Source organism: uncultured Friedmanniella sp., from assembly GCF_964244285.1.
GTDB lineage: Bacteria > Actinomycetota > Actinomycetes > Propionibacteriales > Propionibacteriaceae > Microlunatus.
Map to the genome: position 1 here is coordinate 355,912 of NZ_CAXTHT010000004.1, position 24,943 is coordinate 380,854.

The window sequence follows — 24,943 nt, forward strand, 5'->3', positions numbered from 1 at the left end:
CCAGGAGACGGGTCAGCCACCGGCCACCCGCAGCGGCTCGAAGCTCTGGGCCACCGCGATGGCCCTGACCACCGCGGCGGCCTTGTTCTGGCTCTCCTGGTCCTCGGTCGGGGCGTCGGAGTCGGCCACGATCCCACCGCCGGCCTGGACGTAGGCGGTGCCGTCCTTGAGCAGCGCGGTCCGGATGGCGATCGCGGCGTCGGCGTTGCCGGCGAAGTCGAGGTAGCCGACCAACCCCCCGTACAGACCGCGGCGCGACACCTCCAGGCCGTCGATGATCTCCATTGCCCGCACCTTGGGGGCACCGGAGAGGGTGCCGGCGGGGAAGGCCGCCAGCACGACGTCGAGGGCGCTGCGCCCCGCCGCGACCCGGCCGGTGACGGTCGACTCCAGGTGCATGATGTGGCTGTAGCGGCGGACCTCCATGAACTCCACCACCTCGACCGAGCCCGGAGCGCAGACCCGGCCCAGGTCGTTGCGGCCGAGGTCGACCAGCATCACGTGCTCGGCGCGCTCCTTGGGGTCGGCCAGCAGCTCGGCCTCCAGCGCCGCGTCGGCCGCCGGGGTCGCGCCCCGCGGCTTCGAGCCGGCGATCGGGTGGGTGACCGCCGTGTCGCCGGTGACGGTGACCAGCGCCTCGGGGCTCGAGCCCACGATGTCGAACGGGCGGCCGTCGACGTCGGCGAGCCGCAGCAGGTACATGTACGGGCTGGGGTTGGTCAGCCGCAGCACCCGGTAGACCTCGAGCGCGTCGGCGGTGGTGTCGACCTCGAAGCGCTGGCTGACCACCACCTGGAACGCCTCGCCGGCGCGGATCTCCTCCACCGCGGCGCGGACGGCGGCCTGGAACTCCTCCGGGGTGCGCTGCCGGCGGACCGGGAGCGAGGAGTCGAACGCCGCGCTGACCACGGCTGAGGGTGTCGGCCGGGCGAGCAGGTCGGCCATCGCCTCCAGCCGGGCGACCGCGTCGGCGTAGGCCTCGTCGACCCGGTCGGGGCTGTCGTCGAAGTTGATCGCGTTGGCGACCAGCCAGACCTCGCCGTCGTGCTGGTCCAGGACGGCGAGGTCGGCCACCAGCAGGAAGGCCAGCTCGGGGATGTCCAGGTCCTTCGGGTTGCTGTCGGGCAGCACCTCGACCCGACGGACGGCGTCGTAGCCGAGGTAGCCGACCAGGCCCGAGGTGAACGGCGGCATCCCGCTGCTGGTGGCCGGGGGTATCAGGGGGTCGTCCCCCTGCTCGCGGTCATGGGGAGTGTGCAGGAGTCGGAGGGTCTCCCGGAGCGCGTCCAGCGGGTCGCCGCCGCTGGGCATCCCCGCCGGCGCGTGGCCGGTCCAGCAGGCCTGACCGTCCGCCTCGGTCAGCGTGGCCACCGACCGGACGCCGACGAAGGAGTAGCGCGACCAGACACCCTGCTCGGCCGACTCCAGCAGGTAGCTGCCCGGCGCGTTGCGGGCCAGCTTGGTGTAGAGGCCGACGGCAGTCTCCGCGTCGGCCAGGAAGCGGGCGTGCACCGGGACCACCCGACGCTCGGCCGCCTGCTTCCGGAAGCCGTCCAGGTCCGGGACGACCCTCATCGCCGGCCTCCGGCGGCGACCACCGCGGGCAGTCGGCGCGCGTCGAAGCAGGTCCGGTCGCCGGTGTGGCAGGCGGCCCCGTCCTGCCGCACGGTGACCAGCAGCGTGTCGCCGTCACAGTCCAGCCGGACCTCGCGCACCCACTGCCGGTGGCCGCTGGTCTCGCCCTTGACCCAGTACTCCTTGCGGCTGCGCGACCAGAAGGTGGACCGGCCCGTGGTCAGGGTCCGGTGCAGGGCCTCGTCGTCCATCCAGCCCACCATCAGCACGTCCCGCGTCCGCTCCTCCTGCACCACGGCGGCTACGAGGCCGGCGGGGTCGCGCCTGAGGAGGGCGGCGATCTCGGGGTCGAGGCGGGATTCGGGGTCGGGCTGGTCGGTCACGGGCCCATTGTTCACGCCCGCGTTGGTCGGGGCGAACGCGTTATGCGGCCGGTGGAGGCGACGGGACCCTCCGACCGGACCGTTAGCATGACGTCTCGTGACCTTCGCCAAGACCGAGCGCGCCGAGCTGTGCGACCTGCTGGACCAGGTCGGGCCGGAGGCGCCCACGCTCTGCGAGGGCTGGGACACCCACGACCTGGCCGTCCACCTGTGGATCCGCGAGACGGACCCGATCGGCGCCCCGGGCATCCTGGCCAAGCCGCTCTCGGGCCTGCTCGAGCGGCGGATGACCGAGATCCGGGCGCGGTGGCCCTTCGAGGAGCTGGTGGAGCGGATCCGCAAGGGTCCGGCACGGCTCTCGGTCTTCGCGATCCCGGGCGTGGACGAGGGCGCCAACACCACCGAGTACTTCGTGCACCACGAGGACGTCCGCCGCGCCGGCCCGCAGCCGCAGACCTCCCGCACCCTTCCGGTCGAGGTGGAGGAGTGGATGTGGCGCCGGCTCAAGCTGCTGGCCCGCGCGTGGTTCCGGCGGGTCCCCGTCGGGGTCGTGCTGGAGGCCCTGCACCTGGGCGCCGGCCCGGCCGGTGAGCCGGAGACCATCCGGGCGACCAGCGGCTCCTCGATCGTCACCCTGGTCGGGGCGCCGAGCGAGCTGATGCTCTACGCGCACGGACGTGGGGCCGTGGCCGAGGTCAAGCTGGTCGGCGAGCCCGACACGATCGAGCAGCTGACCAACGCCGACCTGCACCTCTGAGCCCCTCCGCCGCGCCGGCAGGTGTGGCTACGCTGGCGGGCATGGGCGTCCTCTCCTGGGCCCGGAAGCGCAGGGCTCGGTTCGAGCGGGTGCAGCTGGTGGACGGGTTGGCTCCCCTCGAGCCGTCGCTGCCGGAGCAGACCGACGCGGTCTTCGCCATCGTGGCCGAGGCGGTCCTGCTGCAGGACGCCGCCGAGGAGGTGCTGGTCTCGGTGGGCCGCGGGGAGCACCTCGGCCTGGTCGCACCCCGGGGCGGGCCGCTCGTCCGACGGTTCTTCGCCCTCCGCGATGCGCTCCCCCGGCCCCGGGACCCGTGGCTGCAGGCCCGGGTGGCGGCTCTGGACACCATCCTGCTGCACCACGCCATGCAGGTCGCCACGTCGATGGAGTTCCTGGCCGTCGCGGGCCGCTCGGACCGGTTGTCCGAGGTCACCGGCTCCTACGGCGGGCTGGGCCGCCCGGCCGAGCTGCTCGACCAGACCTACGCCGAGCTGAGAGCCCGTCGAACCGACGCGTCAGACCACGTGTCCGATATCTCCTCGGTGTCTGGTTCCCCGCGCGGACGGCCGATCTAGTCTGGTCGCAGGCCCGCAACTCGGACCGATGACCCCAGGAGCACCCGTGAGTTCACGTCCGGCACGCATCGTCACCATCGTGGTCGGGGTCCTCGCCCTGCTGATCGGGGGGGTCTGGACGGCCCAGGGCTCCAACCTGATGCCGGGCAGCGGCATGTCCGGACAGCGCCAGTGGCTCGTCATCGGGCTCGTGGTGGCGATCGTCGGCGTGCTGCTGCTGGTCCGCGGCTTCCGCCGCCCGCGCACCACCCGGTAGCGGAGCAGGCCTCTCGAACCAGAGGCGCGGGTCACCCCGACGTAACACGGGCTGGCTAGATTGCCTGCGGATGAGTGCCGAACTGACGCTGGGTGCCGAGGAAGAGCTGCACCTGATCGACCTGGACAGCTGGAAGCTCTCCGCCCGGGCCCCCCAGCTGCTGAGCAGGCTGCCCAAGGAGAACTACTCGGCCGAGATCCAACGGACCACGGTCGAGACCAACACCGAGGTCGTCGACTCTCTCGCCGGCCTGCGGTCGGAGCTGGTCCGGCTGCGCTCGGGCCTGGTCGAGGTCGCCGCCGAGGACAACATCGGGATCGCCGCCGTGGGCACCGCCCCGACGGCCGCGTTCGCCGACTTCGAGCTGACCACCACCGGCCGCTACGGGCGGATGCAGGAGCAGTACCGGATGCTCGTGGACGAGCAGCTGATCTGCGGGCTGCAGATCCACGTCGGGGTCAGCAACCGCGACCTGGCGGTGCAGATCATGCAGCGGCTCGCGCCGGACCTGCCCGTCCTGCTGGCGCTGTCGGCCAGTTCCCCGTACTGGAACGAGCAGGACACCGGCTACTCCAGCATCCGTTCGATCATCTGGCAGCGCTGGCCGAGCGCCGGCGCGACCGGTCCCCTGCACTCCGCGCAGGAGTACGACGACCTGCTCACCGACCTGATCAACACCGGCGTCATCGCGGACGCCAAGATGGCCTACTTCGACGTCCGGCCGTCCTCGCACGCGCCCACCCTGGAGCTACGGGTCTGCGACGCGACGCCCATCGTCGACGACGCCATCCTGATCGCCGGCCTCTTCCGCGCGGCCGTCCGGGCAGCCGAGGTCGACATCGCCAACTGCCGCCCGTTCGTCCCGGTCTCTGCGCCGCTGCACCGGGCGTCGGTCTGGCGGGCCGCGCGGGCCGGGCTCAGCGGTGAGCTGCTCGACCACCTGCGGCACCCCAAGCCGCACCCGGCGCGGCTGGTCGTCCGTGCCCTGGTCGCGCGGCTGCGACCGCAGCTGCAGGAGATGGGGGACTGGGAAGAGATCAGCGAGCTCGCCGAGAACGCCCTGGCCCGCGGCAACAGCGCCGACCGGCAGCGGGCGGCGTTCGCCGAACGCGGGCTCCTCAGCGACGTCGTCTCGCAGGTGGTCGCCGAGACCCGCGGACCCTCCGGGGGTCCCGAGCCGGCCGTCCCGGCCCTGCGCCGCTACCGTGCCCGCGCCGGTGACGAGGCGGTCGGGCCCGGGCTGGCCCCCCGGGTGGCCTACCGCGAGGTGATCGACTTCTACCGCAGGCTGGACGAGGCCGAGGTCCAGGCCCGCTCGCAGCGCCGCGACGCCTGGGTGGACGACGCGGGGCTGACCTTCGGGGTCGGGGGTGAGCAGCGTCGGTTCGCCGTCGACCTGGTCCCGCGCGTCATCAACCCGCACGAGTGGCAGGCGCTGGCCGCGGGACTCAGCCAGCGGGCGCGGGCCATCGAGTCGTTCCTGCAGGACGTCTACGGCGAACAGCGGCTGCTCCGCGACGGCATGCTGGCCCGCGACCTGGTCGAGGACTCCCCCGGCTGGCGACCGGAGGCGCTCCGGCTGCCCGCCGGTACGGTCCGGGCGCCCATCATGGGCTTCGACCTGGTCCGCAACGAGTTCGGCGGCTGGCGGGTGCTCGAGGACAACCTGCGCAACCCCAGCGGGGCGGCGTACGCGCTGGCCATCCGGGACCTGATGGACGCGGTGCTGCCCGACCTGCCCCGGCCGGAGGCCCTGGTCGACCCGGCCACCGCCCTGACCGAGCTGCGAGGCGGCCTGCTCGCGGGCCTGGACGAAGCCGCGGTACCCGCCCTGCTGTCGAGCGGACCGGACAGCTCGGCGTGGTTCGAGCACCGGCTGCTCGCCGAGCGGGCCGGGCTGCTGCTCTGCCAGGCCGACGACCTCGAGGTGACCGACGGTGAGGTGCGGCAGCGCGGCACCGGGACCCGGGTCGACGCCCTCTACCTGCGGCTGGACGTCGAGCTCGTCGACCTGGTGGCCGAGGACGGCCGTGCGGTCGGCGCCGAGATCTTCGAGGTCGCCGCCACGGGTGGCGTCCGGCTGGCCAACGCCCCGGGCAACGGGGTGGCTGATGACAAGGCGATGTACTGCTACGTCCCCGAGCTGATCGCCTACTACCTGGGCGAGCACCCGACCCTGGAGTCGGTGCCGACCTACCGGACCAGCGACGACGCCGAGTACCGGATCGTGCTGGACCGGGTCGGGGAGCTGGTCACCAAACCGGTCGACGGCCACGGTGGCCTGGGCGTGCTGATCGGCCCGGACGCCGCCGCCTCGGCCGTGTCCGAACGCCGGGCCGAGATCGCCGCCAACCCGGCCGGCTGGGTCGCGCAGGAGGTCGTCGCCCTGTCGTCCCACCCGACGCTGGAGGGCGGCCAGCTGGAGCCCCGGCACGTCGACCTGCGGGCCTTCGTGTACGTCAGCGGAACCGGCCCGGACGACTGCCGGCTGGCCGGTCTGGCGCTGACGCGGATGGCGCCCGAGGGCAGCCTCGTGGTCAACTCCTCCCGCGGCGGGGGCGCGAAGGACACCTGGATCATCGCGCCGGAGGACGCGCGATGAGACTTGGACCGACGACCGAGATGTGCGAAAGGGGTTCCCGTGTGCGGGTTGGCCGGTGAGATCAGGTACGACGGTCGGAGCGCGGACGTGGCGGCGTGCGCGCGGATCGGCAGCTGCCTCGAGCACCGGGGGCCGGACGGGGACGGCATCTGGGCCCGCGGTCCGGTCGCGCTGGCCCACCGGCGGCTGTCGATCATCGACCTCAGCGCCGCGGGCTCCCAGCCCATGGTGGACACCGCGCTCGGGCTGACCCTGGTGTTCAACGGCTGCATCTACAACTACCAGCAGCTGAAGGTCGAGCTCGAGGGCCTCGGTCACACCTTCTTCTCCACCTCCGACACCGAGGTGATCGCCAAGGGCTACGCCGAGTGGGGGCTGGACTGCGTCGACCACTTCCTGGGCATGTTCGCGTTCGCCGTCTACGAGCACCGCAGCGGCCGGCTCGTCCTGGGCCGGGACCGGCTGGGCATCAAGCCGCTCTACCTGGACCAGACACCCGACCGGCTGCGCTTCGCCTCGACGCTGCCCGCCCTGCTGGCCGGCGGTGGCACCGACACCTCGATCGACCAGACGGCCCTCTCGCACTACCTGACCTTCCACAGCGTGGTGCCGGCCCCGCGGACGATCCTGAACGGGATCAAGAAGCTGCCGCCGGCCACGGTCCGGGTGGTGGAGCCGGACGGTACCTTCGTCGACCGCCGCTACTGGTCGCCCGACTTCAGCCGCGACCCCGACCGGGCCGACTGGACGTCGCAGGACTGGGAGGCGGCGCTGCTGGAGAGCCTGCGGGTGGCCGTCGACCGCCGGATGGTCTCCGACGTGCCCGTCGGGGTGCTGCTGTCGGGCGGCATCGACTCCTCGCTGGTGGTGGCGCTGCTGGCCGAGATGGGCCAGACCGATCTCAAGACCTTCAGCATCGGCTTCGACTCCGCGGGCGGTGAGTCGGGCGATGAGTTCGAGTACTCGACCCTGGTCGCCCAGCGGTTCGGGACCGACCACCATCGGATCAAGATCGACAGCTCGCGGCTGCTACCGGGCATCGACGCGACGGTCTCGGCGATGAGCGAGCCGATGGTCAGCCACGACTGCGTGGCGTTCTACCTGCTGAGCGAGGACGTCAGTAAGAGCGTCAAGGTCGTGCAGTCCGGTCAGGGTGCCGACGAGGTGCTCGGCGGCTACGACTGGTACCCACCGCTGTCCGGGGTGCCGCGGGCGGACGCGGTCGAGGCGTACTCCCAGGTCTTCTTCGACCGGCGCTGGGACGCGATGAGCTCGATGCTGAACCGGGACTGGCTGCTGGACCACGACGCGCCCACGGCGTTCGTCACCGAGGGGTTCGGCCGGCCGGGGGCCGAGACGGCCGTCGATGCGGCGCTACGTAACGACACCACCGTGATGCTGGTCGACGACCCGGTCAAGCGGGTCGACAACATGACGATGGCGTGGGGACTGGAGGCCCGGGTGCCGTTCCTGGACCACGAGCTGGCGGAGCTGGCGGGCCGGATCCCGCCCGAGCTCAAGCTGGCGGACGGCGGCAAGGGCGTGCTCAAGCGGGCGAGCCGGGGCGTCGTCCCCGATGAGGTGATCGACCGCACCAAGGGCTACTTCCCCGTTCCGGCCATCCGTCAGCTCGAAGGGCCCTATCTTGACCGGGTGCGCGACGCCCTGACCGACCCCCGGGCCTTGGCACGGGGCCTCTTCGACGCCGGAACCGTGGACGCACTGCTCGCCGACCCGAACCGGACCCGGACCACCCTCGGCTCCAACGCGCTGTGGCAGCTCGCCCTGCTCGAGATGTGGCTGCAGCACCATGACGTGGGCTGAGGGGGACCTCGGTTGACGGGGACCCGAGTCGCCGGAGCCGAGGCCGAGGCCGGCACGCTGGCGGAGGGCACTCTCGCGAACACCACTCTTGCGGACACTCTCGTCGACGCCTGGGGCAGCTGGGGCCCGACGCTGACCCCGGACTGCCGGCGGATCGCGTTCGTCAGCGACCGCAGCGGCGTGCCGCGGGTCTGGGTGGACGAGCTGCCGCCGCGCAGCGACCCGCCCGAACCGAGGATGGTCGAGCTCTCCGAGGACCCGGTCGTCTCGGTCAACTGGTCCGCCGACGGCGCCTGGCTGGCCTGCTGCCTGGCCACCGACGGCGGGGTCCGGACCCAGGTGTGGGTGGTCCGTCCCGACGGTGGCGGGGCCCGGTGCATCGCCGGCTCACGCGACCAGCACGCCGAGCTGGGACCCTGGACGCGGAGCGGTCACCGCGTGGTCGTGACGTTGCCCGGCGAGCAGGCCGGGGACCCGACGGTCTGCTTCCTCGCCGACCCGTCCACGGGCACGCTCACCGAGCTGGCCACCGGCGACCTGATCAGCGTGCTGGACCTGAGCGTCGACGAGGACTTCGTGATCGTCAAGGACGGCCAGCGCGGCAAGCAGTTCTGCGTGGTCGTCGACCGCGTCGCCGACGCCGACTTCCCCCTGCTGCCCTACCCCGCCCTCGGGTCGACCGACCGGGCGATCATCCGGCCGGCCCCGGACCTGGACCCGGAAGACCTGATCGCCTACGTCTCCACCGACGCGGGCCTGCCCCGGCGTCAGGTCGTGGCCGTCCCGTTGGGTGCCCAGGGCTGGCGCGGTCGGGCCGGCGTGCTGGCCGCCCGCGAGGACGCCGAGCTCGAGGGCCTGGACGCCGACGACCCGGGCCGGCTGCTGCTGCTCGTCTGGAACGTCGCCGGAGCCAGCGAGCTGCAGCTGTTCGACACCTCGACGCTGGTCGCCCGGCCGGTCCCCGACGTCCCGGGCCAGGTGGTCACCGGCGCCCTGCTCAGCCGGGACGGCTCCACGGCCGTGATGAGCGTCGAGGGTCCCGAGCGGCCCCGCGAGCTGTGGAGCCTGGACACCGCCAGCCTGACCTGGACGCAGGTGACCAACGCCCCGTTGCTGCCGGACACGGTGCTCGTGCGGCCGAGCCTGGAGACCTTCACCGGCCGGGACGGGCTGCCGCTGACAGGCTGGCTCTACCGGGTTCCCGGCCAGGTCGGGCCGGGGCCGGCGATGCTGAGCCTGCACGGCGGCCCGGAGGCGCAGGAGCGGCCGACCTTCAACCCGCAGCACCAGGCCATGGTCGCCGCCGGCGTCGCGGTGTTCGCCCCGAACATCCGCGGCTCGTCCGGGTTCGGCCGCACGTTCGTACATGCCGACGACGTGCACGGCCGCCGCGACGCCTTCGACGACGTGCTGGCCTGCCGCGACCACCTGCTCGCGATCGGCGTGGCCGACGTCGGCCGGATTGCGGTCACCGGCCGCTCGTACGGGGGCTACCTGACCCTGGCCATGCTCGCCTTCTCCCCCGGTATCTTCGCCGCCGGGGTCGACATCTGCGGCATGTCGGACCTGCACACGTTCTACCACGACACCGAGCCCTGGATCGCGGCGGCCGCCGTCAGCAAGTACGGCGACCCGGAGCGCGACTACGCGCTGCTGCGGGCCATCTCGCCGCTGCACGCCGCGGCCAACATCGACGTCCCGCTGCTGGTGGTGCACGGAGAGCTCGACACCAACGTTCCCCTCGGCGAGGCCACCCAGATCGTCGCGGCGCTGACCGCTCTGGGACGCCCGGTGGAGTACCTGCAGCTCGACGGCGAGGGCCACGAGTACCGCCGGGCCGACTCACGGCGGCTGCTGGTGGCGCGGATGCTCGACTTCCTGGTCCCCCCGCTGGGCTCGTGAGCGGCTTCGACGAGCTGCTCGGTCTGGCCGCCGAGACGCTGCGGCTGTGGCGGGGGCACCTGTGGACCCTGAGCGCGTGGTTCTGCCTGGGCGTCGCCGTGCACACCGCGGGCCTGGTGGCCTCGGCGAAGCTCGGCGCCACCCACCCCGTGCTGGCCACCGTGGTCTTCGTCCTCGGGGTGGTGGCGACCCTGGTCGCGCTGGTGCTGATGATCCACACGGTGCAGCCCTCGCTGCGTGCCCCGGCCGGCCTCGACCCCGACCCGGCCGCCCTGGCGAGGCGCCGGATCCCCGGCGGCGTCGTCCTCCGCGAGGGCCGGCTCGAGGTGGTGACGGCCGCCGTCGGCCCCTTCCTCGCGGTCTACGCGGTCTGGGGCTTCGTCGACGACCAGGTGACGGAGCTCTTCGGCACGAACTACCGGCTGCTGGGGCTGGACCCGCAGAGCTTCTCGATCAGCTTCGCTCCTGACCGGCTGCGCTTCTACCTCGTGCTGTCCGTGGCGGTCTGGGTGCTCCGACAGGCGCTGCGGCTGGTGCCGGCGAGGCGGCCGCTGCTGGGCGTGCGGCTGGTCGGGGTGCTGGCCGAGGCGGTCTGGGTGTTCGGCGTTTTCGCCCTGCTCGTGATCCTCGGCAAGGTGGTGCGCAGCTGGCTGCGTGGCCGGGTCGCCTACGCCGCGCTGGACGAGGGGTGGCAGCGGCTGCTGGCGGCGCTGCCGAGCTGGCCGCTGCCGTTCGGTCTCACCCTCCCGCGCGCGCTGGCCGGGCTGGTCGCCCAGGTGACCGGGACGGTGCTGCCCGGCGCCTGGCACGCCGTCGTGCCGCCGCTGGTGTGGTTGGCCCTGACGGCCACGGTGCTCGGCTGGCGGAACCTCGGCAGTGGCGACCTGCTGGCCGGGATCCCGCTGGCCGGCCGGATCAAGGGTCGACGCCTGCCCGGCGGCAGGCGCACCCGTACGGTCGCGGCCCTGCTGACCGGCGACCTCCGGACCAAGTACCTACCCGTTCTCGAGGCCCTGCAGCTCGTGGCCCGGAGCGGTCCGGCGTTCATGAGCGCCTACCTCCTGCTGGCCACCCTCATCACCAGCCTGCAGACCTGGTTCGACATCGCGTCCTCGGTGGTGCTCGGCCCGCGCAGCGCGGCGGCCTCGCTGGCCACCGATCCCGTCCTGACGCTGCTGTCGGGACTGCTCGTCACCCCGCTGTCGATCGCCCTCTACGCCGCGGGCTTCGACCGCGCGCTGGCCGCCGTCGGCGGGATCGAGCTCAGGGTGAGAACACCACCACGTGAGCGTCGTCGTCCCACGAGAGCCGCCACGTCACCCGCGACCCGTACCCCGCCGGGATGACGTAGCTCTCGCCGACGGTCACCGGGACGTTCCGGGCCAACGGCGCGTCGTCGGTGCCCGAGCAGGTGAGCCGCTGCGGGCGCCGGAGGTCGTAGGTGTAGTCGAGGTCGTCGGTCCAGACGGTGCCGTCGTCGGCGACCAGGGTCGCGTCGCAGAAGTGGGCGTCGAGCGGGACGGTGTCGTCGAGGATCGTCTGCTGCCAGGTGACGAGCACCAGCACCGAGCCGGCCGGTCCCGTGACGGGAGGGTCACCGGCGTCGGTGTCGGGCATCGTCGCAGCGACCGCGATGGAGCGGACGGACACCTGGGTGCCGGCGAGCGTGACGCTCTCGCCCACCCGGGCGGCGAGCGCCGCCGCCGGCGTCCGCTGGGCGTAGTAGAGGTAGCCCTGACCCCCGGTGACCAGGACCGCCACCAGCAGCGCCACCGCGAAGGCGGCCGGTGCGGACCGCCACCAGCGACGCCTCACGGGGTGACCCGGACCGTGGCGTCGGTCACCTTGAGCGGCCCCGGCAGCCGAGGGGTGTCAGGCCCGAGCCCGAGGTCGACGCGGACAGCCCGGGAGTAGACGTCGAACGCGGCGGCGTCGTGGTCGACCTGCAGCACCGCGCCGGCCACCCGGTCGTCCGGCACCTCGAAGACCTCGGTCGCCACCCGGGTGAAGCCGGGATCGGTCGCACTGAGCTCTGAGGAGATGGTGTCCTGACGCGCCTCGTACTGCCGGCCGTCCCGGGTGCTCAGGGTGACGTCGCTGAAGAACACGTGGGCGCGGGTCACCCGCGCCTCCACCGCGACGACGACGAAGGTGGCGTCGCTGACCAGCGGGTCCCCGTAGGACTTGACCACGGAGCCGGTCAGCCGGACCGAGGTCACCCGGACCGTCGCGTTCTCCAACCGTCCCCACTCACCGACGCCGACGTCGTCCCAGCGGCGCCGGTAGTCCATGGCCGGGTCCGGGGTCGCGACGGTGAGGGCGACGACCAGCACCAGGCATCCGACCAGGGCCAGCAGCCCCGGACGGGACCAGCGGCTCATCGGTTGTCTGGACACGGCAGGTCGAGGTGGGCTCGCGGCGTGGCGGTCACGTTCCACTCACCGGTGGTGAAGAGGTAGTTGGTGCCCTGCCGCTCGTCGCGGACGAGCACCCGGACGACCGGCGGTGACTGAGCCGGCGCGTTCGGCCAGCGGTAGTCGACGGTGATCTCCTGCGGCACGTCGGGGTCGAAGTCGCCCTCGCGCGGGCCTTTGAACTCGGGGTCCTCGCTGACGGGGAGCGTCGCCGTGGGCGTGGCCACGGTCACCAGGCGCGGGTCCATCCCGTAGACCGACCGCATCCCGGTGAAGGTGGCGCGCAGGTGCACCCGCAACGCGGGTCCGGCCTTCGGGTCGTACCGATCGGCGGGGATCAGCTCGACCGTGTGCACCACCAGCTGCCACCGGGCCAGGTCCAGCACCTCGTCGGCGTCGGCGCTCCGACCCTGGGCACCCCGCCCGGACCGGAACCCCCCGAACCCCGCCACCAGAGCCAGCACGACGACGACCGCAACGACCGGCACGAGCCACAGCCGTACGACGCCGCGCAGCTCTCCTCGGGTCACGGTCGCCCAGCCTAGGTCAGCGAGGGTCGTCGAGTGTGCGCGAAAGGGGTTCGAAAGCGCGGCGACGGCGCGATTCGCGCACACTCGGACTGAACAGAGCCACCCACTCGGCCGTGAACTTTGGATCGGGGCCTTTGTAGCCGCCCGCCCGCAGCGCCTGCAGCACGCGCCCGACCACAGCTCGCGGCCGATTCATCCGAGCAGCCGTCATCCGCACCAGCGTGCGGCCCTCCGCCGCGAAGCCTTCGTGCCGCTCGATGTCTCGGTTCCACTGCCACCGGTCCCGACGGTGCTGGTCACCCTCGTACTCGAGCAGGACCCCGAACTCGCGGTAGCGCATGTCCACCCGACCCACCGCCTCGAACTCATCACCGACCAGCGGGTTGCACTCGGGCTCGGGCAGCCCAGCGAGGACCAGGCACAGCCGGAGCTCGGTCTCGCGGGGCGAGTCCACTCTGGCCCGGACCAGCCCCGCCGCACGCCGGGCCAGCAACGCACCGCGGCCACGGGCCGTCGACGCCGTCGCCACCAGGAGCTCGGACGTCACCTGCCTCGTCCGCACCAGATGGTCGCCCGCGCTGACCAGCTCGACCAGGTCGAGTGCGGGTGCCGCGCCGACGAAGGCGCGCTCAGCGTGGACCACCCGGTGCCTCGCCGCGGGCAGGACGGCGGTACGAGTCACCTGAAGCCCGGGCCGCCGGACCGGGTGGACGTGGGTGGTGACCAGATGCAGCGGCCGCAGCGGACCCACCGCAAGGCCGTAGCAGCGCAGTGCGGTCACACCAGTCACGACGGCGTCGGACGGGGCCACCCGGAGCGCCGCCTCGACCAGGAGCGCAAGCGTGACCTCGGAATCCCCGGCGAGGTACGCGCCGGAAAAGATGCGCTGCACTGCTGGCCCTCGCAGCCGGCTCGGCGTCAATCCGGCGCGCATCGCGTCCTGGGTCGTGAAGGCGCCAGGCGGCAGCTGGCTGGGCAACGGATCCACCCCGTCAGCGTCGCCTCGAGGGGACCCTCGCAGGTGGCCAGCGACTCATCTGTGGATGGCGCCGCCGAGTGTGCGCAGATGTGGACAACTGTCGTCAGCTGACCACGATCTGCGCACACTCGATCAGCTGAGGCGCTCCAGGATGAGCTCGCGTACCCGACCCGCGTCGGCTTGACCGCGCATCTGCTTCATCACCGCGCCGATCAGGGCGCCGGCGGCGGCGACCTTGCCGGAGCGGACCTTGTCGGCCACGCCCGGGTTGGCGGCGATGGCCGCGTCGACCGCGTCGCCCAACGCCCCCTCGTCGGAGACGACCGCCAGCCCGCGGGACTCGACCACCTCGGCCGGGCTGCCCTCGCCGGCGGCGACGCCGTCGAAGACCTGCCGGGCCAGCTTGTCGTTGATCGTCCCGGCCTCGACGAGCGCCTGGATCTCCGCCACCTGGACGGGCGAGACGCCGGTGTCCTCGAGGTCGACGCCCTGCTCGTTGGCGCGCCGCGCCAGCTCGGTCAGCCACCACTTGCGGGCCGACTGCGGGGACGCGCCGGCCGCGACCGTCGCCTCGATGGCGTTCAGCGCTCCGGCGTTCACGACGTCGCGCAGCTCGAGGTCGGAGAAGCCCCATGCGGCGCTCATCCGGCGCAGCCGCTCGGCGGGCGGCTCGGGCAGCGTGCCACGAAGCTCCTCGACCCACTCCCGCGACGGGGCGACGGGTACCAGGTCGGGGTCGGGAAAGTAGCGGTACTCCTCCGCCTGCTCCTTGGAGCGCCCGGCCGCCGTGGTGCCCGGGCCCTCCTGCCAGTGCCGGGTCTCCTGCGTGACCCGGCCACCGTCGCCGAGCAGCGCGGCTTGGCGGGTGATCTCGTACCGGACGGCCCGCTCGACGCTGCGCAGGGAGTTGACGTTCTTGGTCTCAGTCCGGGTGCCGAGCGGGGACTCAGGCGTCGGCCGCAGCGACACGTTCGCGTCGCAGCGCAGCGAGCCCTGCTCCATCCGGACGTCGGAGACGCCGAGCGCGCGCAGCAGGTCGCGCAGCATGGCCACGTAGGCCCGAGCCACCTCCGGCGCCTTGTCGCCCGCCCCTTCGATCGGCTTGGTCACGATCTCGATCAGCGGCACGCCCGAACGGTTGTAGTCCAGCAGCGAGTGGTCGGCACCGTGGATGCGGCCCGTAGCGCCGCCCACGTGCAGGGACTTGCCGGTGTCCTCCTCCATGTGAGCGCGCTCGATCTCGATCCGGTAGGGCCGACCATCGACCTCGACGTCGGCCCAGCCGTCGTAGGCGATCGGTTCGTCGTACTGGGAGATCTGGTAGTTCTTCGGCTGGTCGGGGTAGAAGTAGTTCTTCCGCGCGAACCGGCACCACTCCGCGATCGAGCAGTTCAGCGCCAGCCCGATCCGGATCGCCGACTCGATCGCGAGGGCGTTGACCACGGGCAGCGAGCCCGGCAGCCCCAGGCAGACCGGGCAGGTCTGGGTGTTCGGCTCGGCGCCGAACTCGGTCGAGCAGCCGCAGAACATCTTCGAGGCCGTGTTCAGCTCGACGTGCACCTCGAGCCCGAGCACCGGGTCGAACGTGGCCATGGCCTCGTCGAAGGGCATCAGCGCGGTCATGCCGATGCTCCGCTCAGCGCGGGGATCCGGTCCAGCAGGTGGCCGCTCCACTGCGCGGTGAGCGCCCGCTCCAGGGCCGCGCCCACGCGGTAGAGCCGGTCGTCGGCCAGCGGCGGGGCCATCACCTGGAGTCCGACGGGCAGCCCGTCCTCCGGCGCCAGGCCCACGGGGAACGAGGCGCTGGCGTTGCCGGCCAGGTTGGACGGGATGGTGCAGAGGTCGTTCATGTACATCGCCAACGGGTCGTCGACCTTCTCGCCCAGCCGGAAGGCGGTCGTCGGGGTGGAGGGTGAGATCAGCACGTCCGCCGCCCCGAACGCCGCCTCGAAGTCACGGCTGATCAGGGTGCGGACCTTCTGCGCCTGGCCGTAGTACGCGTCGTAGTAGCCGCTGGACAGGGCGTACGTCCCGAGGATGATGCGGCGCTTGACCTCCGGGCCGAAACCGGCCTCGCGGGTCGCGGCCATCACCTGCTCGGCGCTCGTGGTGCCGTCGTCACCGACGCGCAGCCCGAACCGCATCGCGTCGAACTTGGCCAGGTTGGACGAGCACTCGCTCGGCAGGATCAGGTAGTAGGCCGGCATGGCGTAGACGAAGTGCGGGCAGGACACCTCGACGATCTCCGCCCCGAGCGAGGCCAGCAGCTCGACCGACTCCCGGAAGCGCTGCTCGACGCCCGGCGCGTAGCCCTCGCCGCCCAGCTCGGTGACCACGCCGATCTTCATCCCGCGGACGTCGCCGGACTTCGCGGCGGAGACCACGTCGGGAACAGCGGCGTCGATCGAGGTCGAGTCCAGCGGGTCGTGGCCGGCGATCACCTGGTGCAGCAGGGCCGCGTCCAGCACCGTCCGGGCGCACGGCCCGGGCTGGTCCAGGCTGGAGGCCAGCGCGACCAGGCCGTAGCGGGACGTGCCGCCGTAGGTCGGCTTGACGCCGACGGTGCCGGTGACGGCGGCAGGCTGGCGGATCGAGCCGCCGGTGTCGGTGCCGATGGCCAGCGGGGCCTCGAAGGCCGCGAGCGAGGCCGCCGAGCCGCCGCCGGACCCGCCAGGGATCCGGTCGAGGTCCCACGGGTTGTGGGTCGGGCCGTACGCGGAGTTCTCGGTGGAGGAGCCCATCGCGAACTCGTCCAGGTTGGTCTTGCCCAGGACCACCAGGTCGGCGTCCAGCAGCCGTTGGGTCACCGTCGCGTTGTACGGCGGCGTCCAGCCCTCAAGAATCCTCGACCCGCAGGTCGTGGGGGCTCCGGTCCAGGTCAGCACGTCCTTGAGGGCCAGCGGAACCCCGGCCAGCGGGCCGAGCGGCTCACCGGCAGCGCGCTTGACGTCGACCGCGGCGGCGGCGGCCAGCGCGCTCTCGCCGTTGACGTGCAGGAAGGCGTGCACGTCCGGCTCGACGGCAGCGATCCGGTCCAGGTGCGCCTGGGTGATCTCGACCGCGCTCTGCTCGCCGGACGCGATCCGGCCGGCGAGCTCGACGGCGGTGGCGTGGGTGGTGTCGCTGGGGGTGCTCACCGCTCCTCCTCGAGGATGCGGGGCACCCGGAACCGGTCCTGCTCGGCGGCGGGCGCACCGGCCAGCACGGCCTCCCGGGGCAGCGACGGGCGCACCACGTCCGGCCGGAAGACGTTGGTCAGCGGCAGGGCGTGAGAGGTCGGCGGGATGTCCTCGGCCGCCACGTCGGACACGTGCGCGACCGACTCCAGGATCACGTCCAACTGCGGCACCAGCACCTCCAGCTCATCCGCGGACAGGTCGATCCGGGCCAGCCGGGCCAGTGCGGCCACGTCGTCGGCAGTCAGTGCCACCTGCAGAGTCTCCTCGTCATGGGTCGGGCGGCCGTCACCCGACCGCTGATCATCCTAGGGGCGGCCCCTCATCCGAGCCGGCGGACTCCCAGCCGCGGACGTGCTCGGGCCCGGATCAGGTCACGCCAGCGGCCGGAGCACCAGGCCGGTCTTCAGCTTCGGGGTGAAGAACGTCGACTTGGGCGGCATCAGCAGCCCCTCGAGGGCGGTGCGCCGGATCTCGGCGACGCTCACCGGCCGGATCAGCACGGCGGCGCTCGCGGCCCCGGTGGTGACGGCGTCGAGTGTCTCGGCCAGTCCGTGCTGGTAGGTCACCGTGGCGTTCGACCCGTCCAACGCCAGCTCCAGCCAGGCGCCGTCCAGCGCGCGGGCGCCGTCGAACACCGCCTGTCTCGGTATCAGCCGCCAGGCCACGTCCGGTCCGACCAGGACGAGGAACCCGTGTTCCTCCATCGCCGCCAGCGTCGCCGCGTCCGGGAACGGGGTCGGCTCCAACGCGAACCAGGGCTGCAAGGCCCGGATCAGGTCGTCGAGGGAGACGCCGGCGTACAGCCGGTGGATGGCGGCCACGCTGAGCTGGTCGGCCACGAGCTCCTGGACGAAGGTCAGCGTCTCCTCGGCGGCGGAGTCGTGCCGGCCGGTGGCGGCCCGGACCTCGTCGCGGTAGGTCCGGCTGACGGCGTAGCGGTGGTGGCCGTCGGCGATGAGGACGTCCGCCGAGCCGACGGCGGCCGCGACGGCCGCCACCCGGTCCGCGTCGGCCACGCGCTCCACCCGGTGCTCCACGCCACCGCCGGTGACCGTGCCCAGCAGTTCCCCAGGCGCCGCGAGCAGCTGGGCCAGCCCGGACGCCAGCGAGAGCCCCCAGACCGGCGACAGGTTGGTCGCGGTGGCCCGGGTCAGGTCCAGCCGGTCGGTCGAGTCCTTCGGCGTCGTCCGCTCGTGCGGCAGCACGCCGCCCGCGCCATCGTCGACCACCTCGAGGCCGCCCAGTACCCCGGCGATGACCCGGATCGCGCCCGTCGCGTCGGCGAAGCGCATCCGGTACAGCGTGAAGGTGGGCTCCCGGTCCGCCACCAGCACCCCGTCGGCCCGCCACTGCCGCAGGACCGCGGCCGCCCGCTCGTAGCGCTCGGGTCCACCCCGCGGGACGTCCACGCGGACGATGTTGTGCTCCGAGCGGGCCGCGAACGCGCCGACCTCGGCCTCGCTGAGCACGTCATAGGGAGGCGCGGTCACGGCGTCGAGGTCGTCGGCTCCGTAGCGGAGCGCAGGAAAGGGGAGGAAGCGGGGCACCGCACCAGGTTGGCACGCGGGACTTCGTCGACGACCGCGCCGGGCCTGAAACCCCCCGGTAATCACGGTGTTGGAGGATGACCCCGTGTTCCTGATGCGCATACGCCTGCCCGACCGACCCGGATCGCTGGGTGCGGTGGCCACCGCTATGGGCGGAGTCGGCGGCGACATCAACGCCGTCGAGATCGTCGAGAAGGGTGACGGCGGCTTCGTGGTGGACGACTTCATCGTCGACCTGCCGCCCGGTCAGCTGCCCGAGAACATCATCACCGCCTGCCAGAGCCTCGAGGGCGTCAAGGTCGAGTGGATCTCCCGCTACCCCGAGGGCGGCGGCCTGCAGTCCGACCTTGAGGCGCTGGAGCGGATGACCGCCGACCCCAGCCACGCCGCCGAGACGCTCGTCTCGCTCTGCCCTGTCGTCTTCCGGTCGCACTGGGCCACCCTGCTGCAGACCGAGGCCGGCCAGGCCGCGCCCGTCTACTCCACCACCCTGGCCCCCGACCTGACGCCGGCGATCGCCGCCACGTTCGGGCCGTTCGACGTGACCCACCGGGTGGACCTCGCCTCCGGCTGGAGCCCCGGCTGGGGCGACACCACGCTGGTGGTGACCCCGCTGACCCGCGACCGGGTGATCGCCATCGGCCGGCTGGGCGGACCGGCGTTCCTGGACTCAGAGATTGCCCGGCTGCACCACCTGGCCGCGCTGGTGAAGTAGGGCGCTCCCCTTCCGCGGAGCGGCCCCCGGCATGGACGCCCTCTAGAGTGGACGGCGTGCCGAAGATCTTCAGCAACCTCAACCTGAACGGGTGCACGCCGCCGCGCGTGCAGCCGACCATCGGTGAGTGGGGCCCGCTGAAGGTGCCCAGCACCAAGGCCAAGAAGCGGATGCGGATCTGGGTGGGGCTGGCCCTGCTCGGCGCGATGATCGCGCTCTTCCTGCTCGGCTGGTACGTCTACCACGCGATGACCGGCAGCTGGGGCTTCGGCATCGGCTCGTGAGAGCACCTCGTCCGGCCGCGGGCGCCGCCCTGGCGGCTGCCTCGATCGCTACCCTGGGAGGTGCGTACCACCTCGGTTTCGGCGCCCACTCCCAACGCTTCGGCCCCTTTCCCTACACCGCTGCGGTCCCGGGCGAACAGCCGGTCATGGCGCTCACCTTCGACGACGGGCCGAACGAGCCGTGGACGAGCCGGCTGCTCGACGTCCTCGGCGAGCGCGGGGTCCCGGCCACGTTCTTCCAGGTGGGACGCTGCGCCGAGCGCCATCCCGGGACCACGCTCCGAGTGCTCGCCGAGGGCCACGTCCTCGGCAACCACAGCCTCAGCCACTCCTTCTCCCGCTACCTGAGCCAACCGCGGCAACGGGAGGAGATCGCCGGCGGCGCCGCGGTGCTGCACGCGATCACCGGCCGGAGGCCCACCCTCTACCGGCCGCCTTGGCTCTGCCACTGGCCCTGGGTGCTGCGCAGCGTGGTGGCGTCCGGCTCGTCGGTGGTCTCGGGCACGTTCGCCCACCCGCTCGAGGTGTTCCAGCCGTCGGCTTCCCGGCTGAGCGCCGGAGCGGCGACCAGGGCCCGGCCCGGCGCCATGCTGATCCTGCACGACGGCCGCGAGGCACGGGGCGGCCACCGCGCGCAGACCGTCGCCGCCGTGGGCCCGCTGGTCGACCGGCTGCGCAGCCGTGGCTACGGCTTCACCACGGTGGACCGGCTGCTCGGCGTCGCCGCCTACCGGTGAGGGTAGGGCGAGGACTGTGACCGCCCCCGTCTCCGCCGTGGCACCGACCCGGGCTCGGCTGCGGCTGCTGCTGGTGGCGCTGGCCCTCGCGCTGCTGCTCTCCGAGCTCGACCAGACCGTCTTCGCCACCGCCCTGCCCACCGTCGTCGGGGAGCTCGACGGCGTCGGCGACATGCTCTGGGTCAACACCGCCTACGTCCTCGCCGGGACCGTGACCATGCCGCTCTACGGCCGCCTCAGCGACCTGATCGGCCGCCGGCCGCTGCTGCTGGCCGGCCTGCTGGTCTTTCTCGCCGGCTCGGTCGTCGGCGGGCTGGCCCCCAGCATGGCCGTCCTGATCACCGCCCGAACGGTCCAGGGCCTCGGCGCCGGCGGCATGATCATCCTGGTCCAGGCGGTGGTGGCCGACGCCGTCCCGGCGCGGGAACGGGCGGCCTACCTGAGCGCGGTGGCTGCGGTGTTCGCGGTCGCCGCCGTCCTCGGACCGGTGCTGGGCGGCTGGCTGACCGAGGGCCCGGGCTGGCGCTGGGCCTTCTGGGTCAACCTCCCCGTCGGCGGCCTCGCCCTGGTGGCGGTCGCTGTCCTGCTCCACGAACCGCCCCGGAACCGCGCTCGGCTGCGTCCCGACGTCGCGGGCTTCGGGCTGCTGACCCTGGCCGTCACCGCCGTCGTGCTGCTCGCCTCGTGGGCGGGGACCCGGTTCGCCTGGGGCTCACCGGCGGTGCTCGGGCTCGCGGTCGTCGCAGTCCTGGCCACGGCCGCGTTCGTGGCCGTGGAACGGCGGGCCGCCGAGCCGGTGCTGCCGCTGTCGCTGTTCGCGGACCGGACGTTCCGCGCGGCGGTGCTGGCGGGGCTGGCCATGGCGGTGGCCATGTTCGGCACGGTCGGCTATCTGCCGACCTACCTGCAGATGGTCACGGGACTCGGCCCGACGGCCGCCGGGCTGGCCATGCTCAGCCTCGTCGCCGGCATCGGGCTCTGCACCGTGGGCTCAGCCCGGCTGGTCCGCCGGACGGGCCGCTACCGGACGCTCACCCTGCTCGGCTCGGTGCTCACCGCGGTGGCGCTCGCCCTCCTGGCCACCCTCACCCCGGCGACGCCGCTGCCCCTCACGGCCGGCTACCTGTTCGGTCTCGGGGCCGGGATCGGCTGCGCCTGGGAGGTGCTGGTGGTCGTGGTGCAGAACTCCTCGCCGCCCTCGCTGGTGGGCACGGCCACGGCGGCCAACAGCTTCCTGCGCGAGATCGGGGTCTGCCTCGGCTCGGCCGTGGTGGGCGCTGCCTTCACCTCGCGGCTGGCGCGCGCACTGCCGGTGACGCCCGAGGACCTGACGCCGGAGCGTGTCCGGCTGCTGCCGCCCGAGGCCCGGGCCGGCGTCGCCACCGCCTACAACGATGCCCTCACCCCCGTCTTCGGCTGGCTCGTGCCGGTGATGCTGCTGGCCGTGCTGGCCCTGGTCGCACTACGGGAGGTACCGCTACGCTCCATTCTTGCAACGATGGAAGAACCCGCCGAGGAGCGATGATGACCCTCACCCAGACCCGCCAGACCGATGAGCTGCCGCTGCCGCCCGACGCCGATGAGGAGACCGTGGGGATCGTCCGCGGCCTCTACACCGACGGCATCATCGCCCGGCGCGGTGCCTTCAGCCGGGAGTGGGCGGCGCAGATGGGGGCTGACCTCGAGACGGCCTTCACCGAGGCGCGCAGCCGCGAGAACGGGGCCGTCGGCCGCGGACCGAACCGGTACTACGTCGAGATCCACCCCGAACAGCTCAGCGGGTTCGTCGACCTGGTCGACCACCCGTGGGTGCGTCGGGTGGCCGAGGCGGTGCTCGGACCCGACTACGAGATCGTCGAGGTGGGCTTCGACATCCCCTTCGCGGGCGCGAAGCAGCAGCCGTGGCACCGCGACTTCCCGATGCCGGACGCGACCAGGACCGGAGGCCGGCTGACCTCGCTGGCCTTCAACCTCACCGCCGTCGACACCGCCGAGGACATGGGTCCGTTCGAGATCGCGCCCGGCACCCAGTGGGACTGGTCGGCGGAGTTCGACCACGGCATGTTCCCGCCGAAGCACCTCTACCCGCGGTACGAGGAGCGGGCCGTCCGGAAGTACCCGTCGATGGGCGACATCTCGGCCCGCTCGGCGCTGACCATCCACCGGGGGACCGAGAACCACTCGCAGCTCTCGCGTCCCGTCCTCGTGCTGGGCCTGGACGCGCCAGGGGCCGGCAACGCCGAGCACCACGCGATGGCCCTCACCCGAGCCTTCGATGCCGTGCTACCCGAGCGTATCCGTGCGCACCTGCCCTGCCCGGTCGTCGAGGAGCTGACGCCGATCACCCAGCTGCACACCATCGAGGGCCTGATGATGGGCGAGGCTTAGGTTGGCTCCCCCTCACCCGCCGGCACCTCCTCTGGCTCGGCCTTCTTGGCTCTGGTCTTCCTGGGTCTCGGCGTAGCCTCCTCGGCCCCCGGCTCCGGTGCCGGCTCCTCGGCGCGGGTCGCGATCTCTCCCGCGGCGTCGGGACCGTCCTCCAGCAGCACCCGAAAGGCCTCGACCCCGTCGAGAACGGGCACCCGGAGCTCGACCGCGCGGTCGGCTTTCGAGCCGGGCGACTCCCCCACCACCACGAACGCGGTCTTTTTCGAGACCGAGCTGGCGACCTTGCCGCCGCGGGAGGTGATGGCCTCCGCCGCGGTGTCACGGGTGAAGCCGGTCAGGCCGCCGGTGACCACGATCGAGAGCCCAGCCAGGCTCTGGTCCCGCTGCTCCGGCTGCTCCTCGGTCATCGCGGCGCCCGAGAGCTGCCACTTGTGGACGATCTCGCGGTGCCAGTCGACGGCGAACCACTCGGCGATCGTCGTGGCCATCGTCGGCCCCACGCCGTCCACCGCGGCGAGCTCCTCGGCGCTCGCGTCAGCGATGGCGTCGACCGAGCCGAACGCGCGGGCCAGGTCCGGCGCGGTCGACGGTCCGACGTGCCGGATGCTCAACGCCACCAGGAACTTCGAGAGCGGGCGCTCTCTTGCGGTCTGGAGGTTGTCCAGCAGCTTCTGGCCGTTGGCGCGCAGCGCTCCGTCCTTGGTGCTGAAGAACGGGACCCCGTTCAGCTGCTCGGCGGTCAGGTCGAAGAGGTCGCCCTCGTCGCTCAGCAGACCGCTGTCCAGCAGCGCCGTCGCCGACTGGTAGCCGAGGTTCTCGATGTCGAGCGCTCCCCGGCTGGCCACGTGGAAGAGCCGCTCCCGCAGCTGCGCCGGGCACGAGCGGTGGTTGGGACAGCGCAGATCGGCGTCCCCCTCCTTCTCGTGCCGCAGCTCGGTGCCACAGGCCGGGCAGTGGGTGGGCATCAGGAATGCGTGCTCGTCGCCCGTGCGCAGAGCGACGACCGGGCCGACGATCTCGGGGATGACGTCGCCCGCCTTGCGCAGGACCACGGTGTCCCCGACCAGGACGCCCTTGCGCTCGAGCTCGGAGGCGTTGTGCAGGGTGGCCATCCCGACCGTGGAACCCGAGACCAGCACCGGCTCCATCAGCCCGAAGGGGGTCACCCGGCCCGTCCGGCCGACGTTGACCTCGATGGCCAGGAGCTTGGTGGTCACCTCCTCGGGTGGGAACTTGAACGCGATCGCCCAGCGCGGCGCCTTGGCCGTCGAGCCCAGCTGGTCCTGGACGGTCCGTTCGTCGAGCTTGACCACCACGCCGTCGATCTCGTGCTCCACGGAGTGCCGGTGCTCGCCGAGGTACTCGATCCGGGCCCAGACGTCGTCCAGGGTCGGCGCGAGACTGCGGTGCGGGCTCACCGGCAGGCCCCAGCCGGCCAGGGCCTCGTACGCCTGCGACAGCCGCTCGCGGGTCCGGCCCTGCCAGACGCCGATGCCGTGGCTGACGAAACCGAGCCGACGCGACGCCGTGACCCTGGGGTCCTTCTGCCGCAGCGATCCCGCCGCCGCGTTCCGGGGGTTGGCGAAGGGGGCCTTGCCCTCGGCGACCAGCGACTCGTTCAGGGCGGCGAACTCCGCGGTGGCGAAGTAGACCTCGCCGCGCACCTCGAGCAGCTCGGGCGGCTCGTCGGTGGTCAGCGTCCGCGGGATGACCGAGATGGTGCGGACGTTGTCAGTGACGTCCTCACCGACCGTGCCGTCGCCGCGGGTGGCAGCCCGCACCAGTCGTCCGCGCTCGTAGACCAGGTCGAGAGCGAGGCCGTCGACCTTGAGCTCGCACAGGTAGCCGGACGCGGCCACCCGCGCCTCGCCCAGCTCGCGGACGGCCCGACCGGCCCAGCGCTCGAGCTCCTCACGGTTGAAGACGTTGTCCAGGCTCATCAACCGCTGGAGGTGCTGCACGGGGGTGAACGTCGTCGACGGTGGCCCCCCCACCTGCTGGCTGGGCGAGTCCGGCGTCCGCAGCGCCGGGAACTGCTCCTCCAGCGCCGTCAGCTCGCGCATCGAGTGGTCGTACTCGCCGTCGGAGACCGTCGGGTCGTCGAGGACGTGGTAACGCCAGCGCGCCTCGTTCAGCTCATCGCTCAGCTCCGCGTGCCGGGCGCGCGCGGCGTCGTCCGGCGGCGCCTGCTCAGCAGGGATCGCGTCGGCGAGATCGGTGTCGTTGACCACCCGAGCACAGTAACCGCGGCCTCCGACAGTTCTCGCGAGCCACGTTTCGCGCCCGCGGGCCGGGG

Annotated in this window: 23 protein-coding genes; 12 read left to right on the forward strand and 11 right to left on the reverse strand. The window is 72.7% G+C overall.

Going from position 1 to position 24,943, the window contains the following annotated elements; all coding sequences use genetic code 11:
• Positions 1-12: 12 nt before the first annotated feature.
• Positions 13-1,575 carry an anthranilate synthase component I gene (locus ACFE7W_RS12865; protein WP_375425192.1) on the reverse strand — a complete coding sequence of 521 codons (1,563 nt, stop codon included), beginning with the start codon at positions 1,573-1,575 and terminating at the stop codon, positions 13-15.
• A complete protein-coding gene (hisI, locus tag ACFE7W_RS12870; protein WP_375425193.1) occupies positions 1,572-1,973 on the reverse strand; it encodes a phosphoribosyl-AMP cyclohydrolase in 402 nt (133 codons plus the stop codon). Before hisI ends, ACFE7W_RS12865 begins: the two co-directional genes overlap by 4 nt.
• Before the next feature lie 82 nt (positions 1,974-2,055).
• On the opposite strand from hisI, the gene ACFE7W_RS12875 reads away from it, so the two are divergent.
• The 7 genes from ACFE7W_RS12875 (at position 2,056) to ACFE7W_RS12905 (ending at position 11,220) form a co-directional block, all read left to right on the forward strand.
• The gene (locus tag ACFE7W_RS12875) at positions 2,056-2,715 is read left to right on the forward strand and encodes a TIGR03085 family metal-binding protein (protein ID WP_375425194.1); all 660 of its coding nucleotides are present in this window, start codon (positions 2,056-2,058) and stop codon (positions 2,713-2,715) included.
• 41 nt (positions 2,716-2,756) lie between these two features.
• On the forward strand, positions 2,757-3,290 hold the full coding sequence (locus ACFE7W_RS12880; RefSeq protein WP_375425195.1) for a hypothetical protein: 534 nt from the start codon (positions 2,757-2,759) through the stop codon (positions 3,288-3,290).
• A gap of 46 nt (positions 3,291-3,336) precedes the next feature.
• A complete protein-coding gene (locus tag ACFE7W_RS12885; protein ID WP_375425196.1) occupies positions 3,337-3,546 on the forward strand; it encodes a hypothetical protein in 210 nt (69 codons plus the stop codon).
• A gap of 70 nt (positions 3,547-3,616) precedes the next feature.
• Positions 3,617-6,148, forward strand: coding sequence for a glutamate--cysteine ligase (locus ACFE7W_RS12890; protein ID WP_375425197.1), 2,532 nt, complete (start codon positions 3,617-3,619; stop codon positions 6,146-6,148).
• 39 nt (positions 6,149-6,187) lie between these two features.
• Entirely contained in the window at positions 6,188-7,972 is a 1,785-nt protein-coding gene (locus tag ACFE7W_RS12895) for an N-acetylglutaminylglutamine amidotransferase (RefSeq protein ID WP_375425198.1), read from the forward strand.
• Between the two features lie 12 nt (positions 7,973-7,984).
• Positions 7,985-9,874, forward strand: a complete 1,890-nt coding sequence (locus tag ACFE7W_RS12900) for a S9 family peptidase (protein ID WP_375425199.1) — start codon at positions 7,985-7,987, stop codon at positions 9,872-9,874.
• A complete protein-coding gene (locus ACFE7W_RS12905) occupies positions 9,871-11,220 on the forward strand; it encodes a hypothetical protein (RefSeq protein WP_375425200.1) in 1,350 nt (449 codons plus the stop codon). Before ACFE7W_RS12900 ends, ACFE7W_RS12905 begins: the two co-directional genes overlap by 4 nt.
• Here the strand turns inward: ACFE7W_RS12905 and ACFE7W_RS12910 are convergent.
• From ACFE7W_RS12910 to ACFE7W_RS12945, 8 genes are all read right to left on the reverse strand, one after another.
• Positions 11,138-11,689: a hypothetical protein gene (locus ACFE7W_RS12910; protein WP_375425201.1), complete on the reverse strand. Its 552-nt coding sequence runs from the start codon at positions 11,687-11,689 to the stop codon at positions 11,138-11,140. The two genes, ACFE7W_RS12905 and ACFE7W_RS12910, sit on opposite strands and share 83 nt — an antisense overlap.
• Positions 11,686-12,255 carry a hypothetical protein gene (locus tag ACFE7W_RS12915; protein WP_375425202.1) on the reverse strand — a complete coding sequence of 190 codons (570 nt, stop codon included), beginning with the start codon at positions 12,253-12,255 and terminating at the stop codon, positions 11,686-11,688. The genes ACFE7W_RS12910 and ACFE7W_RS12915 overlap by 4 nt, the downstream gene beginning before the upstream one ends.
• A complete protein-coding gene (locus ACFE7W_RS12920; protein ID WP_375425203.1) occupies positions 12,252-12,818 on the reverse strand; it encodes a hypothetical protein in 567 nt (188 codons plus the stop codon). The genes ACFE7W_RS12915 and ACFE7W_RS12920 overlap by 4 nt, the downstream gene beginning before the upstream one ends.
• Positions 12,819-12,834: 16 nt before the next feature.
• Positions 12,835-13,806, reverse strand: a complete 972-nt coding sequence (locus ACFE7W_RS12925) for a hypothetical protein (protein ID WP_375425204.1) — start codon at positions 13,804-13,806, stop codon at positions 12,835-12,837.
• Between the two features lie 123 nt (positions 13,807-13,929).
• Complete coding sequence (gatB, locus tag ACFE7W_RS12930) at positions 13,930-15,420, reverse strand: Asp-tRNA(Asn)/Glu-tRNA(Gln) amidotransferase subunit GatB (protein ID WP_375425205.1); 1,491 nt, start codon at positions 15,418-15,420, stop codon at positions 13,930-13,932.
• Positions 15,417-16,934, reverse strand: coding sequence for an Asp-tRNA(Asn)/Glu-tRNA(Gln) amidotransferase subunit GatA (gene gatA, locus ACFE7W_RS12935; protein ID WP_375425206.1), 1,518 nt, complete (start codon positions 16,932-16,934; stop codon positions 15,417-15,419). The genes gatB and gatA overlap by 4 nt, the downstream gene beginning before the upstream one ends.
• Entirely contained in the window at positions 16,931-17,227 is a 297-nt protein-coding gene (gene gatC / locus ACFE7W_RS12940) for an Asp-tRNA(Asn)/Glu-tRNA(Gln) amidotransferase subunit GatC (RefSeq protein WP_375425207.1), read from the reverse strand. The genes gatA and gatC overlap by 4 nt, the downstream gene beginning before the upstream one ends.
• Positions 17,228-17,347: 120 nt before the next feature.
• Positions 17,348-18,523 (reverse strand): DUF1015 family protein, encoded by a 1,176-nt coding sequence (locus tag ACFE7W_RS12945; RefSeq protein ID WP_375425208.1) that lies wholly within the window; start codon positions 18,521-18,523, stop codon positions 17,348-17,350.
• Positions 18,524-18,614: 91 nt separating this feature from the next.
• On the opposite strand from ACFE7W_RS12945, the gene ACFE7W_RS12950 reads away from it, so the two are divergent.
• Genes ACFE7W_RS12950 through ACFE7W_RS12970 form a run of 5 tightly spaced genes read left to right on the forward strand, consistent with a single transcriptional unit; the run spans position 18,615 to position 22,647 of the window.
• The gene (locus ACFE7W_RS12950) at positions 18,615-19,238 is read left to right on the forward strand and encodes an amino acid-binding protein (RefSeq protein ID WP_375425251.1); all 624 of its coding nucleotides are present in this window, start codon (positions 18,615-18,617) and stop codon (positions 19,236-19,238) included.
• A gap of 56 nt (positions 19,239-19,294) precedes the next feature.
• The gene (locus ACFE7W_RS12955) at positions 19,295-19,522 is read left to right on the forward strand and encodes a hypothetical protein (RefSeq protein ID WP_375425209.1); all 228 of its coding nucleotides are present in this window, start codon (positions 19,295-19,297) and stop codon (positions 19,520-19,522) included.
• Positions 19,519-20,259, forward strand: a complete 741-nt coding sequence (locus ACFE7W_RS12960; protein ID WP_375425210.1) for a polysaccharide deacetylase family protein — start codon at positions 19,519-19,521, stop codon at positions 20,257-20,259. Before ACFE7W_RS12955 ends, ACFE7W_RS12960 begins: the two co-directional genes overlap by 4 nt.
• A 16-nt stretch (positions 20,260-20,275) precedes the next feature.
• Positions 20,276-21,784: an MFS transporter gene (locus ACFE7W_RS12965; RefSeq protein ID WP_375425211.1), complete on the forward strand. Its 1,509-nt coding sequence runs from the start codon at positions 20,276-20,278 to the stop codon at positions 21,782-21,784.
• Complete coding sequence (locus ACFE7W_RS12970; protein ID WP_375425212.1) at positions 21,784-22,647, forward strand: phytanoyl-CoA dioxygenase family protein; 864 nt, start codon at positions 21,784-21,786, stop codon at positions 22,645-22,647. Before ACFE7W_RS12965 ends, ACFE7W_RS12970 begins: the two co-directional genes overlap by 1 nt.
• Here the strand turns inward: ACFE7W_RS12970 and ligA are convergent.
• On the reverse strand, positions 22,644-24,878 hold the full coding sequence (gene ligA / locus ACFE7W_RS12975) for an NAD-dependent DNA ligase LigA (protein WP_375425213.1): 2,235 nt from the start codon (positions 24,876-24,878) through the stop codon (positions 22,644-22,646). The genes ACFE7W_RS12970 and ligA overlap by 4 nt on opposite strands.
• Positions 24,879-24,943: the final 65 nt, after the last annotated feature.

What these genes read in the sequence shown, in the direction of transcription:
- ACFE7W_RS12880 (WP_375425195.1), top strand. Translation starts at nt 2,757, where the DNA reads ATGGGCGTCCTCTCCTGGGCCCGGAAGCGCAGGGCTCGGTTCGAGCGG.
- ACFE7W_RS12890 (WP_375425197.1), top strand. Translation starts at nt 3,617, where the DNA reads ATGAGTGCCGAACTGACGCTGGGTGCCGAGGAAGAGCTGCACCTGATC.
- ACFE7W_RS12915 (WP_375425202.1), bottom strand. Translation starts at nt 12,255, where the DNA reads ATGAGCCGCTGGTCCCGTCCGGGGCTGCTGGCCCTGGTCGGATGCCTG.
- ACFE7W_RS12970 (WP_375425212.1), top strand. Translation starts at nt 21,784, where the DNA reads ATGACCCTCACCCAGACCCGCCAGACCGATGAGCTGCCGCTGCCGCCC.
- gatB (WP_375425205.1), bottom strand. Translation starts at nt 15,420, where the DNA reads ATGACCGCGCTGATGCCCTTCGACGAGGCCATGGCCACGTTCGACCCG.
- ACFE7W_RS12865 (WP_375425192.1), bottom strand. Translation starts at nt 1,575, where the DNA reads ATGAGGGTCGTCCCGGACCTGGACGGCTTCCGGAAGCAGGCGGCCGAG.